Genomic DNA, 14,428 nt, shown 5'->3' with positions numbered 1-14,428 from the left:
TCACTGCGGCATCTCCAGTTCCAGCCGCACCCCCAGTAGCCGGATGGGACGGTCCAGGTCGAACTCGCCGAGCAGGTCCAGCGCCGTGGTGACGATGGGCCCCGCGTCGGTGCCGGGGACTGCCAGCTTGCGGATCTTGGTGCGGGTGAAAAAGGTCTTGGTGCGCACCGTCACCGCGACCCGGGTGACGACGCGGCCGGCCTCGACGATTTCTGCCAGCGTGCGCTGCGCCAACTCGGTGACTGCGGCGTCCATCTCGGCACGGTCGACGAGATCGGCCGGGAAGGTCACCACATGGCTGCGCGAGCGGGGCACCCACGGCTGGGTGCTGACATTGTCGTCGCCACCACCCTTGGCCAGCAGCAGAATCCACAGCCCGGTGCTCGGACCGAACGCGGCGGTGAGGGTGGTGGCGTCGGTGGCCGCCAGGTCGGCGACGGTGGTGATGCCAAGGGTGGCAAGCTTTTTCGACGTCTTGGGCCCGACACCCCATAGCGCATCGACCGGTCGGTCGCCCATCACCGCCATCCAGTTGGCGTCGGTGAGCTGGAATACCCCAGCCGGTTTACCGAAACCGGTGGCCACCTTGGCGCGCTGCTTGTTGTCGCTGATCCCGACCGAACAGGACAGGCCGGTTTCGGCGGCGACCACGGTACGGATCCGCTCGGCCAATTCGAACGGATCATCGACGGCGGCAGCGATATACGCTTCGTCCCAGCCCCACACCTCCAGCGGGTGGCCGAGGTCGCGTAGTAAGCCCATCACCTCTTCGGACGCCTCGTCGTAGGCAGCCGGGTCCGACGGCAGGAAGGTGGCGTCGGGGCATCGGCGGGCCGCCGTGCGCAGCGGCATGCCGGCATGCACGCCGAATTCGCGGGCCTCGTAGGAGGCGCAGGTGACCACTTTGCGCGGCTCGGCCGGGTCGCCCGAGCCGCCGACGATCACCGGCAGGCCGGCGAGTTCGGGATGGCGCCGCAATTCCACCGAGGCCAGGAACTGGTCCAGGTCGACGTGCAGAATCCAGGGCGGCGCAGCGCTCACGTGCCGCAGAGCTTGCGCGCCACGGACTCCCATGCGTCGGCGAGGTGCTCGGGGTCCTGGCCGCGGTCGTGGATCTGGTGCTCGACGTAGTCCGCATCCAGCAGGGCCAGCAGTGCGTCCGCCTGCAAATCGAGATCGCCTGTGGTGCCTGCGGATTCGAGAAGCATGCGGACATGCGTGTGATGCAGCGTGGCGGGGGAGTTGAAGCGCATCTGCGGGTCGCGGTTGGCGTCGGACAGTAGGGCGTGATGAGTGCGGACGAACCGCAGCCGTTCCCGGCCGTAGGCCAGCAGACGGTCCAGTGCCGGGGCGCCGGGACCCAGTGGGGGCGGGCCGAACATGAAGGCCTGCTGTTCGGCTTTCTCGTCCTCGTCGAGCAGGACGATCATCAGGCCGGCCCGGCTGCCGAAGCGGCGGAACAAGGTGCCCTTGCCCACCCCGGCGGCCGCCGCGACGTCGTCCATCGACATGCCCTCCGCGCCGCGTTCTGCGATGAGACGGCGCGCCGCGTCCAGCAGAAGGCCGCGATTGCGCGCGGCATCGCCGCGTTCCTGCGGGACGGCGCTGGTCAGCGGCAGCGTGGTCAGCGGGTCAATGACGCCCATACCTGCACTTTAACTCAGACGGAATTATTCGGACTATAGTCCGGTTAGGCTGTGTGACGATGGAAACGACCGTACAGAGTGGGGAGTGAAAATGTCGGATACCAAGGTTCTGGTGCTGCTGGGCAGCTTGCGAGCCGCGTCGGTGAACCGCCAACTGGCCGAGCTGGCCGTCGAATCGGCGCCGGACGGGGTGGAACTGCGCCTCTACGAGGGACTCGGGGAGCTGCCGTTCTACAACGAGGACATCGACAACGACGAGGTCCCGGCGTCGGTGGTGGCGTTGCGTGCGGCCGCCGCCGATGCGGATGCCACGCTGGTGGTCACGCCCGAATACAACGGCAGCATCCCCGGCGTGCTCAAGAACGCCATCGACTGGCTGTCACGCCCGTGGGGCAACGGTGCCCTCAAAGACAAGCCGTTGGCGGTGATCGGAAGCGCCCTCGGTCAGTTCGGCGGCGTGTGGGCGCATGACGAGACCCGCAAATCCTTCGGCATCGCCGGCCCCAGGGTGGTCGAGGACCTGAAGCTGTCGATCCCGTCCAAAACCTTCGACGGCAAGCATCCGCGCGAGACCGCCGATGTGGTGGCCGACGTCCGCGACGTGGTGGGCAAGCTGGCCGCCGAAGTCGGCTGACGCAGTTCGCGGCCGCGCGTGCGTGGCGGGCCGCCGGCATCGTGTGATCGATTGCGCGATGTCGGCGGCCTTTTTGCTGCCAGGTCGTGCGGCGCCGTACTTGTCGGTGCCCGGTGGTAGACCCATGGGATGACCCGACACACCCCGCAATGTGACGCACGACACGCCGGGCGTGTCGCCTGCCGAGGGCTTACGACCAGGGAATTCCATGAATGTTGTTCAGAACATCTTGTATCTGTTCGGTTTGTCGGACACTAGGTGTAGTGTTTGGCGAACCGACGGACCCCAAGCAGTACGGGTCGGCCGGGGCCCCGGAACCGGCGGTCGATTGTGTCGAATCCGCCGGGGTCGAGGCCCTGCGAACCGGAATCACCGGGTCCGCAGGATTGCTATACCAGATGAGTTGCCAGTCCATCCGTAGAGGAGCCATGCAGATGTCCGTCACCGTGTACACCAAGCCCGCGTGCGTGCAGTGCAACGCCACCTACAAGGCACTGGACAAGGCGGGCATCGCGTATGACGTGATCGACATCAGCGTCGACTCCGAGGCCCGGGACTATGTGATGGCGCTCGGCTACCTGCAGGCTCCGGTCGTCGTAGCCGGCAACGAGCACTGGTCGGGTTTCCGTCCCGACCGCATCAAGGCGCTCAGCGCGGCGGCGGTCAGCGCCTAGTCACCGCAGATTCGTCGGGAAGGAGATCACGGATGACCAACCTGGTCTACTTCTCCAGCGTCTCCGAGAACACTCACCGCTTCGTCGAGAAGCTGGGTATCCCGGCCACCCGGATCCCGCTCAAAGAGCGGATCCAGGTCGACGAACCCTATGTGCTGGTCCTGCCGACCTACGGCGGCGGGCACGCCAACGGCCCCGATCCGGACGCCGGGGGATACGTCCCCAAGCAGGTCATCGCCTTTCTCAACAACGAACACAACCGGTCGCTGCTGCGCGGTGTCATCGCCGCCGGCAACACCAACTTCGGCGCCGAATTCGGCTACGCGGGTGACGTGGTCTCCCGCAAGTGCTCCGTGCCCTACCTGTACCGCTTCGAACTGATGGGAACCGCGGACGACGTCGACGCCGTCCGCGCGGGTCTCGCAGACTTCTGGAAGGACAAGACGTGCCACCAACCGTCACAGCTGCAGAGCCAGTAACCACCGGCGCTCATGCGCTCCCGGGGGAGACGGATTACCACGCGCTCAACGCGATGCTGAATCTGTACGACAAAGACGGCAACATCCAGTTCGACAAAGACGTGCTGGCGGCCCGTGAGTACTTCCTGCAGCACGTCAACCAGAACACGGTGTTCTTCCACAACCAGGACGAGAAGCTCGACTACCTGGTCAAGGAGAACTACTACGAGCGCGAGGTGCTCGACCAGTACTCGCGCAATTTCGTCAAAACCCTGCTGGACCGCGCGTACGCCAAGAAGTTCCGCTTCCCGACGTTCCTCGGCGCGTTCAAGTACTACACCTCCTACACGCTCAAGACCTTCGACGGAAAGCGCTACCTGGAGCGCTTCGAAGATCGGGTGGTGATGGTGGCGCTGACGCTGGCCGCCGGCGACACCGACCTGGCCGAGAAGCTCGTCGACGAAATCATCGACGGTCGCTTCCAGCCGGCCACCCCGACCTTCCTGAACTCGGGCAAGAAGCAGCGCGGGGAGCCGGTGTCCTGCTTCCTGCTGCGCATCGAGGACAACATGGAGTCCATCGGGCGGTCCATCAACTCCGCACTGCAGCTGTCCAAACGTGGTGGCGGAGTCGCGTTGCTGCTCACCAACATCCGTGAGCACGGGGCGCCGATCAAGAACATCGAGAACCAGTCCTCGGGTGTCATCCCGATCATGAAGTTGCTGGAGGACTCGTTCTCCTACGCCAACCAGCTCGGTGCCCGTCAGGGCGCGGGTGCGGTCTACCTGCACGCCCACCACCCGGACATCTACCGGTTCCTGGACACCAAACGGGAGAACGCCGACGAGAAGATCCGGATCAAGACGCTCTCGCTGGGCGTCGTGATCCCGGACATCACCTTCGAGCTGGCCAAGAAGAACGAGGACATGTACCTGTTCTCGCCGTATGACGTCGAGCGCGTCTACGGTGTGCCGTTCGCCGACATCTCGGTCACCGAGAAGTACTACGAGATGGTCGACGACGCCCGGATCCGCAAGACGAAGATCAAGGCGCGGGAGTTCTTCCAGACGCTGGCCGAGTTGCAGTTCGAATCCGGCTACCCGTACATCATGTACGAGGACACGGTGAACCGGGCCAATCCGATCGCCGGCAAGATCACCCACTCCAACCTGTGCTCGGAGATCCTGCAGGTCTCCACCCCGTCGCTGTTCAACGAGGATCTGTCCTATGCCAAGGTGGGTAAGGACATTTCGTGCAACCTGGGCTCGCTGAACATCGCCAAGGCGATGGATTCGCCGGACTTCGCGCAGACCATCGAGGTGTCCATCCGGGCGCTGACCGCGGTGAGCGATCAGACCCACATCTGGTCGGTGCCGTCCATCGAACAGGGCAACAACAGCTCGCACGCCATCGGCCTGGGGCAGATGAACCTGCACGGCTACCTGGCCCGTGAGCGCATCCTCTACGGGTCCGAAGAGGGCGTGGACTTCACCAACATGTACTTCTACACGGTGCTCTTCCACGCACTGCGGGCCTCGAATCGCATTGCGATGGAACGGGGTACGCGTTTCGGTGGGTTCGAGCAGTCGAAGTACGCCTCGGGTGAGTTCTTCGACAAATACACCGACCAGGTGTGGGAACCGGCCACCGAGCGGGTGCGCGAACTCTTCGCCGACGCCGGGATCCGCATCCCGACACAGGACGACTGGAAGCAGTTGAAGGAGTCGGTGCAGACGCACGGCATCTACAACCAGAACCTGCAGGCCGTCCCGCCGACGGGGTCGATCAGTTACATCAACCACTCGACCTCGTCGATTCACCCGGTGGCGAGCAAGATCGAGATCCGTAAAGAAGGCAAGATCGGTCGCGTCTACTACCCGGCGCCGTATCTGACCAACGACAACCTGGACTACTACCAGGACGCGTATGAGATCGGCTACGAGAAGATCATCGACACCTATGCCGCGGCGACCCAGCACGTCGACCAAGGGTTGAGTCTGACGCTGTTCTTCAAGGACACCGCGAACACCCGCGAGGTCAACAAGGCGCAGATCTACGCTTGGCGCAAGGGCATCAAGACGCTGTACTACATCCGGCTGCGCCAGATGGCCTTGGAGGGCACCGAGGTAGAAGGTTGCGTCAGCTGCATGTTGTGAGGATTTGACGCTTGATGGTGCGGTTCCCTCCGTAGCGCGCGACGCGCCGCGGAGGGAACCGCACTTTCAGTTTCGGCGGGGGCAGCGACATGAGTGATGACGGCGGAATGGTTCTCTCCCCAGATGTGATCGAAGATCGCTGGGACGCGTGGAGTCCGGCCGACGTCGCACGGCGGCTCTCGGATGTCAGCGCACCGTGGTGTGTCGCCGCCGGGTGGGCAGTGGACCTCTTCGTCGGTGAGATCACCCGCGAACATGACGACGTCGAGATCGCCGTGCCGGCAGCGTCGTTCGACGAGATCGCCGAGGCACTACCCGGCTACAAGTGGGACGTCGTAGGGGATGGGCGGGTCTGGCCCTATCCCGAGCAGGTCGCGCAACACTTTCAGACCTGGCTGCGTGAGCCGGCGACCGGAATCTACCGCCTGGACGTCTTCCGCGAACCCCATGTCGACGGGCGCTGGGTCTGCCGCCGGGATCCGACGATCACCGTGCCGTATGCCGAGCTGATCCTGCGAACCGACGACGGCATCCCTTACGTGATTCCCGAGGTGGCACTGTTGTTCAAGGCAAAGCACCGCCGCGCGAAGGACGAGGCCGACTTCACGCGCGTGCTACCGGAACTAGGGGCCGTGCGGCGATCCCGACTGCACACCTGGCTGGCGCGGATACACCCCGGGCATCCCTGGATCGACGTGCTCTGACGCTGTGCGCGAGGATGTTCCGGTGTCGACAACCGTTGAGGCAATCCTCATCACCGCACTGGTTCTCGGGATCGTCGCCGCGATGTTCGCCCTGACCTACCTATGGGACAAGTGGGGCAAAGGCTCTCGACTCGAGCGGCGTATCGATCGCTTCTTCGATCGCGTCAGCGATCTGTTCGACCGGTAGGGCGCGCCGGGTAGAAGCTGTACCCGAGCGCCACCGCGATGACGGCGAACTTGAGCGAGGCCGCGACCTGCGCGCGACGTGCATTGGCCGCGATGTCCCGACGGTCGAGCACGCGCATCAGCGCGACGCCCTCCACCGCGTCGGCCGCGACCGCGCCGGCGGCAAGGACAGGCACCCACGCCGCGTGACCACGGCGGCGACGGTTCCGGTCGATGAGCAGCCCGAGCAGGATTCCGTAGCTGGTCATGTACCCGAAGTCCAGCCACATGGATTGGCGGGCCGCGCGCCGGCCGTCCGGACCCCAGCGGTCCATGATGGCCTCGGCTTCGGCGGCTGTGCCCGCGAGTTCGAATGGGATGATTCCCGGTCCGCCGGCGGCTCGCATGCGGCCTTCCAACCGCATCATCACCGCGGTGTAGCCGGCGAACACGACGGCGGAAGCGGCGATCCGATTCGCACGCAGCCAGGTCGACAGCGGGGCCACGGTCCGCTCAGTTCTTGCGCGGCTTATCCGCGTGCAGCGCCTTCACCCGGCGCTCCTCGCTCAACACGGCCTGGAAACTCTCGCGTTCGGCGACCAACCAGTCCGGCTGCTCCTCGAGCAGTGCATTGATCTCCCCGGTGGTCAGCGCCTCGGTGACACCGCCGCGGGTCAGACCGGCGATCGAGACGCCGAGCTTGGCTGCCACCAGATTCTTCGGGTGTGGCCCGTTCTTGCGGAGATCCTTGAGCCATTGCGGCGGGTCCTCCAGCAGGGCCGCGAGTTCGCCGCGGGTGATCGGGTTTTCCTGGAATTCCGCGGGCGTGGCGGGCAAGTACACGTCCAGCTTCTTCGCCGCCGTGGCGGGTTTCATGGACTGCGCGTTCGGCCTGCTCATGGGTTGAGCTTATCGGTAGCCTGATGCGGTGCCCCAGCCCTCGCTCACCGTCGGCTACGTCCCCGGCGTGACACCCGCGAAGTGGGCCCGGACCTGGGCGCAGCGCCACCCCGGGGTTTCGCTGGAGTTGAAATCCGTCACCGCGGCCGACGCGGCGGCCGCCGTGCGGGCCGGCCGCATCGACGCGGCATTGCTTCGGCTACCGGCCGACACAGCAGGGCTGGCCGTCATCCCGTTGTACGAAGAGACCACCGTGGCGGTGGTGCCGGCCGACCATCTGCTCAGCGCCGCCGACGCGATCACCGCCGCAGATCTCGACGGCGAGCCGACCCTTCGACCGCTCGATCATGTCGTCGACTGGGTGGATGCTCCCGGCGCCCCGGTGCAGCACCGGCCCGAAACCACCGTGGATGCAATCGAACTCGTGGCCGCCGGAATGGGCGCGCTCGTCGTTCCGCAGTCACTGGCGCGGCTCTATCACCGTAAGGACCTCACGTTCCGGCCGATCACCGACGCGCCCAACTGTCCGGTGGCGCTCGCCGTCCCGGAAGGGCCGCAGTCCGAATTGGTCGAGGAGTTCGTCGGGATCGTGCGGGGCCGCAAGCCCGGCTCGTCGCGCGGCCAGGCCCCGCAGCCGCCCAAACGCACCGCTCGGGAGAAGACACTGGCCAAGCAGGCAGCCCGCGCGGCGGCGGGCAAGGTCGCCCGCAAGCCGGGAGCGGCCAAGCGCGGCCGCCGCTGACCCGCGGCGAGCGTGGGGGATACGTACGTGCACGGGCAGACTCGCGTGCACAGGCCCCACGGTCGTGTGTGCGGTCGTGCAATTTCGGTATCCGTAACGGGTGCGTGACGCTGTTTTACCTGGTCAACACACGTACTTCGAGATACTCGCAGTATGACCGCGCTGACCCACGTTCCGGCCACCACGTCGGCGGCGGACCTCGCCGACCACCTGCGCCGCGACGGCTACGTCATCGTCGACGACCTGGTTCCGAACTCCTTGATGGACACCATCACCGACGAACTGGCGCCCTACCTCGACGCCACGCCGATGGGCTACAACGCGATGATCGGCCGCAAAACCCGGCGCACCGGTGCGCTCATCGCCCGTTCGCCGGCCTGCCGCGGGCTCATCCAGCACCCGACGATCCTCGGTGTGTGCAAGGACTTCCTGGGCCATGCCAGCGCCTTTCAGTTGATGCTGACCCAAGTCATTTCGATCGAGCCGGGTGAATCTGATCAGGCGTTGCACCGCGATCAGAACGCATTCGATTTCTATCCGTTCCCTGCGGACTATCACGTCCAGTGCAACACGCTGTGGGCGATGACCGACTACACCGCCGAGATGGGCGCCACCCGGGTGGTGCCGGGCAGCCAGACCAGCGACAAGAAGCCGACCGACTACGCCGACGACGAATGTCTGCAGGCCGAGATGTCCCGCGGCTCGGTGCTGCTGTACTCCGGCAAGATCGCGCACAGCGGTGCCGCCAACCGCAGCGACCGGGTTCGGCGTGCCATCAACATCAACTACTGCGTCGGCTGGGTCCGCCAGGAGGAGAACCAATTCCTCTCGGTGCCAACCGAAGTCGCGCGCACGCTCGATGACGATCTGCTGAAGCTGATCGGCTACCAGGAAGGCGCGTGGGCGATGGGCTACTTCCGCGACTTCGAGGACCCGCTGCGCGCGATTCGAGGTGACGCGGTGGCCTACGGCTTCGACGCGGCCAAACTCAACGGCGCGGCCGGCAGCGCCTTCACCGACCAACTGACCCACAGCGAGTGATGTCGCGGTCCGTCAGAGTTGCCGGATGGCGTCGCCCCCAACATGTTTCGCATCGAACATTGCTGCATCGGCCTGCGCGATGATTTCATCCAACAGCCGAACGGGATCGGCGCCCTGCGCCGCAAGGTGCCGGTGCGTAACGCTGGTGACACCCAGGCTCGCCGTGACGGGCGGGCGCTCGCCGGGCGCCGCGATGGCCTGTCTGATCCGCTCCGGGACCTGATCGCCCTGGTATGGGTCGGCAAGGTGTACGACGACGAACTCTTCACCGCCGACCCGGGCCACCAGCGCCGACTTGTCGACCACTTCCTTGATGCGGCGGGCGCATTGGATCAACACTTCGTCGCCGGTGGCGTGGCCGTACTTGTCGTTGATGTCCTTGAAGCGGTCCAGATCGACGACGATCACGGTGAGTGCGGCCGTTGCCGTGATGCGGTTTGCACTCAGTAGACCTGCGGAGTGCAGTTGCAGGCCGCGCCGGTTGAGAAGCCCGGTGAGCGGGTCGGTGACCGATTCGTTGGCATCGTTTCGCAATGTCCAGATGCCGAATTGGATGCCCATCGGGGTGAGGATCGTGGGTAGTACCGTCCCGAGGATGGTGGCTGCCATGCTCGCTCTGGTGAGGTGGTCGCCGACGGGGAGCTGGGCGATGAAGGCGGTTGTGGTGGCGAGGATCAGGGCGGCGTGCAGGACAAGCGCCTTCGCGCCGTCGAAGAACATCAGATATACGGAGATGAGTGCGTAGCAGTTGAGCGCGAACAGCCCGGTGGGCCATGTCGAGCCCACCAAGGCCACCATGGTGATGCCGAAGTCTGCGGAGACGATGAATGCCCGGGACAGCCGTCGTGAGGGCCACTCGCGGGCGCACCACGCGACTGCCCATCCTGTTGTCAGTGCGGCGAACAGCCCCACTGCGAATTGAGATGCGAGCGAAGTGCGTGCCGCACCCGGCATCAGCACGGCGAGCGATATGAGCGCCATCAGGCCTATGCCGAGCCCGATCAGCACCCGGATCGCACTGGACAGTGACCGGCGGGCGAAATACTGCACCTGCCCGGGATAGTCCACAGGTTCGTGCCACCAGGTGCCGACGTCGCGCGCGAACACCCGGAAGCTGCGAAGAACCCCTACCACGACCCCGCTCCCGTTTCGGCGTGTTTGCCGCCCCACACCTTTCGGCAAGAGTGCTCAGGGTAGCAACGATCGAGGCATAAAATGCCGTGAGCGTCAATAAGGGCTGGCCAAGAGCCGGCCATGCGGGAGTGCGCGAGCAGCAATCTGACATTTAGATGATCCGGATCAAATGTGATCGTTGGACTTGATGACTTGATCGCGGTCTGATGAAGGGGATACCACACTGGATCCCCTTGAGAGGACCTGAGAATGCCCGCCGTCCGACTCCACATGACCTCCACGCTGCAGCCGGACGAACTCATGGCGGTGCTCACCGATTTCGGGCCGACGCGGCCCGCGCGCTGGCCCAGCATCGACGACGACCACTACCAGGTTCATGCGGTGGGGGACACCTGGGCGGAGGTGACCGAGGGAACCGCCTCGGCATGGGAGCGCGCCCGCTACGACTGGAACGCCGCGACTGGGCGGGTAACCATCGCGACACACGATTCGAAGATCTTCGGACCGGGCGGCGGCTGGGTTTTCCAGCTATCGCCCACGGACGGCGGCACATCGGTCGCGATCGAGCTCATCCGAAATCCGGTGGGGCTCAAGCGCAAACTGCTAGCCGCATTGCTGCCCCTGGTTGCGCCGTCGGCGCTGAAGAAGTCCTTCGCCGGCCCGCTGCAGGCTCGGTGACCTAGCCGGCCGGCGTCCTCGCCGAAATGGCATGAACGACAACCGGAATCGCACGAATATGTGCCGACTGTGCCCAACGCCCTATTGCGCACGCCTGCTCAAGGTCGGTCAGCTGGTCGGACAGGCCGTTGGACCGTTGTGGTCAACACGATCGCCGCCAGCACTGCCGCGGTGGCGATCAGGGCGGTCGCCGGCCAGCCGAGGTGCGCCACCGTGACCGCGCCCAGCGCCGTCCCTGCGGTCCCGCCGAGAAAGTAGACCACCATGTAGGCACTGTTGAACCGGGCCGGCGCATCGGGATCGATGGCCAGCACGGTGCTTTGGTTGGCGACCTGCGCGGCGAACAGTCCGGCGTCGAACAGCGCCAGGCAGCCGAGGACGACCACGGTGTGGTGCAGCGAGAACGTCAGTGCCGCCGACGCGATCACCGCGGCGGCCAGGCCGACGAGGATCACCCGCCGCGCCCCCGCCCGGTCCGTCCACGTCCCGGCGATGCGGGTGGCCGCGATACCTGACAGGCCGGCGACGGCGAACAATCCGATCTGCTCGGCCGAGAACGACAACGGTGGCTGCGCCAGGGCCACCGCCAGGCCGGACCACACCATGCAGAAGGCAAAGAACCACAGGGCGCCGCGGACCGCGGCCAGCCTCAGGGTCCGCACCTGTACGAGCAGCCGGGCCGATCCGAGGATCTCGCTGACATAGCCGGCGGTGGCCGTACGACCGGCCCGGGGCAACGCCAGGTACGCCACGAACGCGACGGCCGCGCACGCGGCGGCCAGCACCAGCAGCATCACCCGCCAGCCGAGGGTCACCGTCAGCCATCCGCCGAGGAGCCGGCCGGCCAGAATTCCCCCGGCGATACCTGAGGTGACAATCCCCAACGCGGTGGCCCGCCGGCGTGGGGAGGCGAAACGCCCCGCGATCGAACTCAATTGGGCACCCACCGATGAGCCGGCGCCGATGATGCCGATCGCCAGACCGAGGGTCCACACCGTGCCGGCGCCCGCACACCCGACCAGCGCGAGTCCGATCAGCACGAATTGCAGCGCCACGACGCTGCGCGGATGAAACCGGTCGACCAGCGGCACCAGGGCGGCCAGTCCGACCAGATACCCGACCGGGCCCGCGGCCAACGCCACCCCCACCGTCGCGTAGGAGACGTGCAGCGTGCCGGCGACGTCTGCTATCGCGGGCTGCAGTGGATAGATGCTGGCGGTGCCCAGCGCGGCGGCCAGGGCCATCAGCCACACGACGGGCATCGTGAGAATGTCCGGCGTGGTGGGTGTGATCGGTTGGTGTTGCATGGCGACGACGTTAAGAAACCGCACCCGCCGGTGCTGGCGGAAAAGCGACCCTTACGTGGAGGTTTCACGGTGCCGCGGTCACCGCGCACCGAAATTCGGTGGCGCGTGCGGGCCGGTACGCGCCACCCTGGTAGCCATGAGAGTCAGCCTGCACCGATCCCGGGACGAGTTCGCCCCGGCCGTCGGGGCGGTCTACCTGCCGGACCCGGTGACCTTCACGGTCGAGTTGACCACGCTGCGCGCACCCGAAACCGACGCCAGCCCCATCATGGTGTCGGTGGCCAGCGGTGCGGCCACCGTCGGGGCGGCGGTGCAGGTCAGAGATGCCGCGCTGTTGACCACCGGCCTGGCGCCGGCGCACGCCACCGGCGTTGCGCAGGCATTGACGCGGGACCACCTGAACCTGCCCGGGGCCCGCGGAACACGGAGTAGCACAACGGCATTCGCCACCGCGTGGAGCGAGTTGACCGGGGTCGCCGCCGAACTGACCGACGTGGAGCCGCTGTACCGGCTCGGTGAACTCGCCGCGCCGGCCGGGGTGGCCGGATCGAGCCGGCCGGCGGCCGGGCGCGACGTGGAGCTACTCGTCGACTGGCTGGACGCCTTCTTCGTGGAGGCGTTCGGCGTGACGTCGGACCGCAGCGCCAGGCGTGCCTATCTGGACGAGATCGCCGTCGCCGACGGGGACGTCGTGTTGTGGACATCCGGAACGGCGCCGGTCAGCATGGCCCGCGTGCACGCCCCGCTGGCGGGCATGGCGCGGATCGGACCGGTGTACACCCCGCCCGAACATCGCGGCCGCGGCTACGCCGGCGCGGTGACGGCGGCCGCGGCCCGGCACGCCCGTCAACGTGGCGCCCGCGAGGTCGTGCTGTTCGCCGACGCGGCCAATGCGGTGGCCAACCGGGTGTACCGGCGGATCGGGTTCGTCGCTGTCGACGAACACGTCCAGTACTCGTTCCAGCCGGGGTGCGCGAGCTGATCGCGCACCCCCGCTACACCTTGTGGTGGGCCGGACCTTGCGCCTTCTTGTACAGCGACCTGAGCAGCCGATCCCGGAACGCCGCGTTGTCGATCAGTTTGATGCCGGCGTCGGCGACCTTCGGGTAACCGATCAGCTTGTGCATGTAGCGGCCGCGTCGGTATTCACTGCCCCACGCGGCTTCCATCCGCTGCGCGTAGTTGGTGAAGTCGTCGGGGCCGCCGTTCTGCAACGCCGCGATGGCGCATTCGCCTGCGGCCAAACCGGATTCGAGCGCCTTGGAGATGCCGGCGCCGGACGCCGGCTTGCCGGCCCCCAGCGAGTCGCCGGTGAACAGCACGCCCGGGCGCCATGGCGGCCAGGCGGTGAAGCCCATCGGCAAGCGCCACGCCCGCACGCTCCGGTTCTTCTTCAGCTCCTCGATCGGGGGCAACTCCCAGTCGCCCGGCAGTGACCGCAGGAACTCGCCGAGGAACTGGGTGGCGTTGATCGACTGCCAGTTCTTGTAGCTGTTGACATACCCCAGCCCGATGTTGAACACGCCGTTGCCCATCGGGAACACCCACCCGTAGCCGGGCAGCTGATCGCCTTGGAACAGCAACTTCAGGTAGATGTCCATGCTGTCGCCATCCGGACGGTTGGCATGCATCTCGGATCGGATGGCGATCGCGGAGTAACCGTTGTACTGCGAGTCCAGCTTCAGTGCTCGTTTGATGGGGGAGTACGCGCCATCGGCAGCGATGACGGCGTCGCCGAGCACCTTCTCGCCGCTCTTGAGCACGACCCCGACCACGCGGCCGTCGGCGTCGAATTCCGGGCCGGCCACCTCTGCGCCCTGTCGCACCTCGGCACCGGCCGACTCGGCGTGCTTGAGCAGCTTCAGGTCGAGGTCCGTGCGGCTGGCGGTGTGCCCGTGGTCGGGCATCCCGGGCCGGCGAGGAAAGGACAGCTCCCACGCGCTCGGGCTGTACACCGTCACCCGATTGATCCGGTGGTATTTGGCCACCTCGTCGGCCAGTCCCATTTTCTGTAGGTAGCTGACCGCGCGTGCGGTCAATCCATCACCGCAGGGTTTGTCCCGGGGGAAATCCGCCTTGTCCAAGACGATCACCCGTGCACCCGTCTGGGCGGCCTGCCATGCGGCCGCCGAGCCAGATGGGCCCCCACCCGCGATGACCAGGTCGTATCTGGCCGTCATCTTCCGCCT

Annotated in this window: 17 protein-coding genes; 10 read left to right on the top strand and 7 right to left on the bottom strand. The window is 66.3% G+C overall.

From position 1 onward, the window contains the following. A complete protein-coding gene (locus ACXPWS_RS21430; protein ID WP_458708578.1) occupies positions 1-1,041 on the bottom strand; it encodes a DNA polymerase IV in 1,041 nt (346 codons plus the stop codon). After that, a complete protein-coding gene (locus ACXPWS_RS21425; protein WP_458708577.1) occupies positions 1,038-1,646 on the bottom strand; it encodes a TetR/AcrR family transcriptional regulator in 609 nt (202 codons plus the stop codon). The genes ACXPWS_RS21430 and ACXPWS_RS21425 overlap by 4 nt, the downstream gene beginning before the upstream one ends. Positions 1,647-1,737: 91 nt before the next feature. On the opposite strand from ACXPWS_RS21425, the gene ACXPWS_RS21420 reads away from it, so the two are divergent. The 6 genes from ACXPWS_RS21420 (at position 1,738) to ACXPWS_RS21395 (ending at position 6,459) form a co-directional block, all read left to right on the top strand. Next, positions 1,738-2,280: an NADPH-dependent FMN reductase gene (locus ACXPWS_RS21420; protein WP_458708576.1), complete on the top strand. Its 543-nt coding sequence runs from the start codon at positions 1,738-1,740 to the stop codon at positions 2,278-2,280. 434 nt (positions 2,281-2,714) lie between these two features. Next, on the top strand, positions 2,715-2,954 hold the full coding sequence (nrdH, locus tag ACXPWS_RS21415; protein WP_458708575.1) for a glutaredoxin-like protein NrdH: 240 nt from the start codon (positions 2,715-2,717) through the stop codon (positions 2,952-2,954). A gap of 32 nt (positions 2,955-2,986) precedes the next feature. Then, positions 2,987-3,433, top strand: coding sequence for a class Ib ribonucleoside-diphosphate reductase assembly flavoprotein NrdI (nrdI, locus tag ACXPWS_RS21410; protein ID WP_458708574.1), 447 nt, complete (start codon positions 2,987-2,989; stop codon positions 3,431-3,433). Further along, positions 3,400-5,568 (top strand): class 1b ribonucleoside-diphosphate reductase subunit alpha, encoded by a 2,169-nt coding sequence (nrdE, locus tag ACXPWS_RS21405; RefSeq protein ID WP_458708573.1) that lies wholly within the window; start codon positions 3,400-3,402, stop codon positions 5,566-5,568. The genes nrdI and nrdE overlap by 34 nt, the downstream gene beginning before the upstream one ends. A 125-nt stretch (positions 5,569-5,693) precedes the next feature. Then, positions 5,694-6,272: a nucleotidyltransferase domain-containing protein gene (locus ACXPWS_RS21400; RefSeq protein ID WP_458708572.1), complete on the top strand. Its 579-nt coding sequence runs from the start codon at positions 5,694-5,696 to the stop codon at positions 6,270-6,272. A 22-nt stretch (positions 6,273-6,294) separates the two neighbouring features. Continuing rightward, complete coding sequence (locus tag ACXPWS_RS21395; protein ID WP_458708571.1) at positions 6,295-6,459, top strand: hypothetical protein; 165 nt, start codon at positions 6,295-6,297, stop codon at positions 6,457-6,459. Here the strand turns inward: ACXPWS_RS21395 and ACXPWS_RS21390 are convergent. Together ACXPWS_RS21390 and ACXPWS_RS21385 are read right to left on the bottom strand one after the other, a co-directional pair. Continuing rightward, positions 6,437-6,943: a hypothetical protein gene (locus ACXPWS_RS21390; RefSeq protein ID WP_458708570.1), complete on the bottom strand. Its 507-nt coding sequence runs from the start codon at positions 6,941-6,943 to the stop codon at positions 6,437-6,439. The two genes, ACXPWS_RS21395 and ACXPWS_RS21390, sit on opposite strands and share 23 nt — an antisense overlap. 7 nt (positions 6,944-6,950) lie before the next feature. Beyond that, positions 6,951-7,337, bottom strand: a complete 387-nt coding sequence (locus ACXPWS_RS21385) for a DUF5997 family protein (protein ID WP_458708569.1) — start codon at positions 7,335-7,337, stop codon at positions 6,951-6,953. 28 nt (positions 7,338-7,365) lie between these two features. Here ACXPWS_RS21385 and ACXPWS_RS21380 point away from each other — a divergent pair, with 28 nt between their 5' ends. Both ACXPWS_RS21380 and ACXPWS_RS21375 read left to right on the top strand, forming a co-directional pair. Further along, entirely contained in the window at positions 7,366-8,079 is a 714-nt protein-coding gene (locus ACXPWS_RS21380; RefSeq protein WP_458708568.1) for a LysR family substrate-binding domain-containing protein, read from the top strand. A 153-nt stretch (positions 8,080-8,232) separates the two neighbouring features. Continuing rightward, positions 8,233-9,120 (top strand): phytanoyl-CoA dioxygenase family protein, encoded by an 888-nt coding sequence (locus ACXPWS_RS21375; RefSeq protein ID WP_458708567.1) that lies wholly within the window; start codon positions 8,233-8,235, stop codon positions 9,118-9,120. Positions 9,121-9,132: 12 nt separating this feature from the next. Here the strand turns inward: ACXPWS_RS21375 and ACXPWS_RS21370 are convergent, their stop codons facing one another. Beyond that, a complete protein-coding gene (locus ACXPWS_RS21370) occupies positions 9,133-10,128 on the bottom strand; it encodes a GGDEF domain-containing protein (protein WP_458708566.1) in 996 nt (331 codons plus the stop codon). Positions 10,129-10,524: 396 nt separating this feature from the next. Here ACXPWS_RS21370 and ACXPWS_RS21365 point away from each other — a divergent pair, with 396 nt between their 5' ends. Continuing rightward, entirely contained in the window at positions 10,525-10,932 is a 408-nt protein-coding gene (locus ACXPWS_RS21365; RefSeq protein WP_458708565.1) for a hypothetical protein, read from the top strand. Between the two features lie 98 nt (positions 10,933-11,030). Here the strand turns inward: ACXPWS_RS21365 and ACXPWS_RS21360 are convergent, their stop codons facing one another. Beyond that, positions 11,031-12,239: an MFS transporter gene (locus ACXPWS_RS21360; RefSeq protein ID WP_458708564.1), complete on the bottom strand. Its 1,209-nt coding sequence runs from the start codon at positions 12,237-12,239 to the stop codon at positions 11,031-11,033. 136 nt (positions 12,240-12,375) lie between these two features. Between ACXPWS_RS21360 and ACXPWS_RS21355 the strand changes: the two genes are divergently transcribed. Next, positions 12,376-13,221 (top strand): GNAT family N-acetyltransferase, encoded by an 846-nt coding sequence (locus ACXPWS_RS21355; RefSeq protein WP_458708563.1) that lies wholly within the window; start codon positions 12,376-12,378, stop codon positions 13,219-13,221. A 13-nt stretch (positions 13,222-13,234) separates the two neighbouring features. Here ACXPWS_RS21355 and ACXPWS_RS21350 read toward each other — a convergent pair whose 3' ends face one another. Continuing rightward, entirely contained in the window at positions 13,235-14,419 is a 1,185-nt protein-coding gene (locus ACXPWS_RS21350; RefSeq protein ID WP_458708562.1) for an NAD(P)/FAD-dependent oxidoreductase, read from the bottom strand. Positions 14,420-14,428: the final 9 nt, after the last annotated feature.

The sequence above is a fragment of the Mycobacterium sp. BMJ-28 genome, assembly GCF_054404835.1.
The sequence above is the reverse complement of the archived record's forward strand: the minus strand, read 5'-3'. Positions and strand labels throughout refer to the sequence as shown.

Excerpts from the sequence above, each read along its gene's own strand:
- ACXPWS_RS21425 (WP_458708577.1), bottom strand. The coding sequence starts at position 1,646 with ATGGGCGTCATTGACCCGCTGACCACGCTGCCGCTGACCAGCGCCGTC.
- ACXPWS_RS21420 (WP_458708576.1), top strand. The coding sequence starts at position 1,738 with ATGTCGGATACCAAGGTTCTGGTGCTGCTGGGCAGCTTGCGAGCCGCG.
- nrdH (WP_458708575.1), top strand. The coding sequence starts at position 2,715 with ATGTCCGTCACCGTGTACACCAAGCCCGCGTGCGTGCAGTGCAACGCC.
- nrdI (WP_458708574.1), top strand. The coding sequence starts at position 2,987 with ATGACCAACCTGGTCTACTTCTCCAGCGTCTCCGAGAACACTCACCGC.
- ACXPWS_RS21385 (WP_458708569.1), bottom strand. The coding sequence starts at position 7,337 with ATGAGCAGGCCGAACGCGCAGTCCATGAAACCCGCCACGGCGGCGAAG.
- ACXPWS_RS21375 (WP_458708567.1), top strand. The coding sequence starts at position 8,233 with ATGACCGCGCTGACCCACGTTCCGGCCACCACGTCGGCGGCGGACCTC.
- ACXPWS_RS21365 (WP_458708565.1), top strand. The coding sequence starts at position 10,525 with ATGACCTCCACGCTGCAGCCGGACGAACTCATGGCGGTGCTCACCGAT.
- ACXPWS_RS21360 (WP_458708564.1), bottom strand. The coding sequence starts at position 12,239 with ATGCAACACCAACCGATCACACCCACCACGCCGGACATTCTCACGATG.
- ACXPWS_RS21355 (WP_458708563.1), top strand. The coding sequence starts at position 12,376 with ATGAGAGTCAGCCTGCACCGATCCCGGGACGAGTTCGCCCCGGCCGTC.
- ACXPWS_RS21350 (WP_458708562.1), bottom strand. The coding sequence starts at position 14,419 with ATGACGGCCAGATACGACCTGGTCATCGCGGGTGGGGGCCCATCTGGC.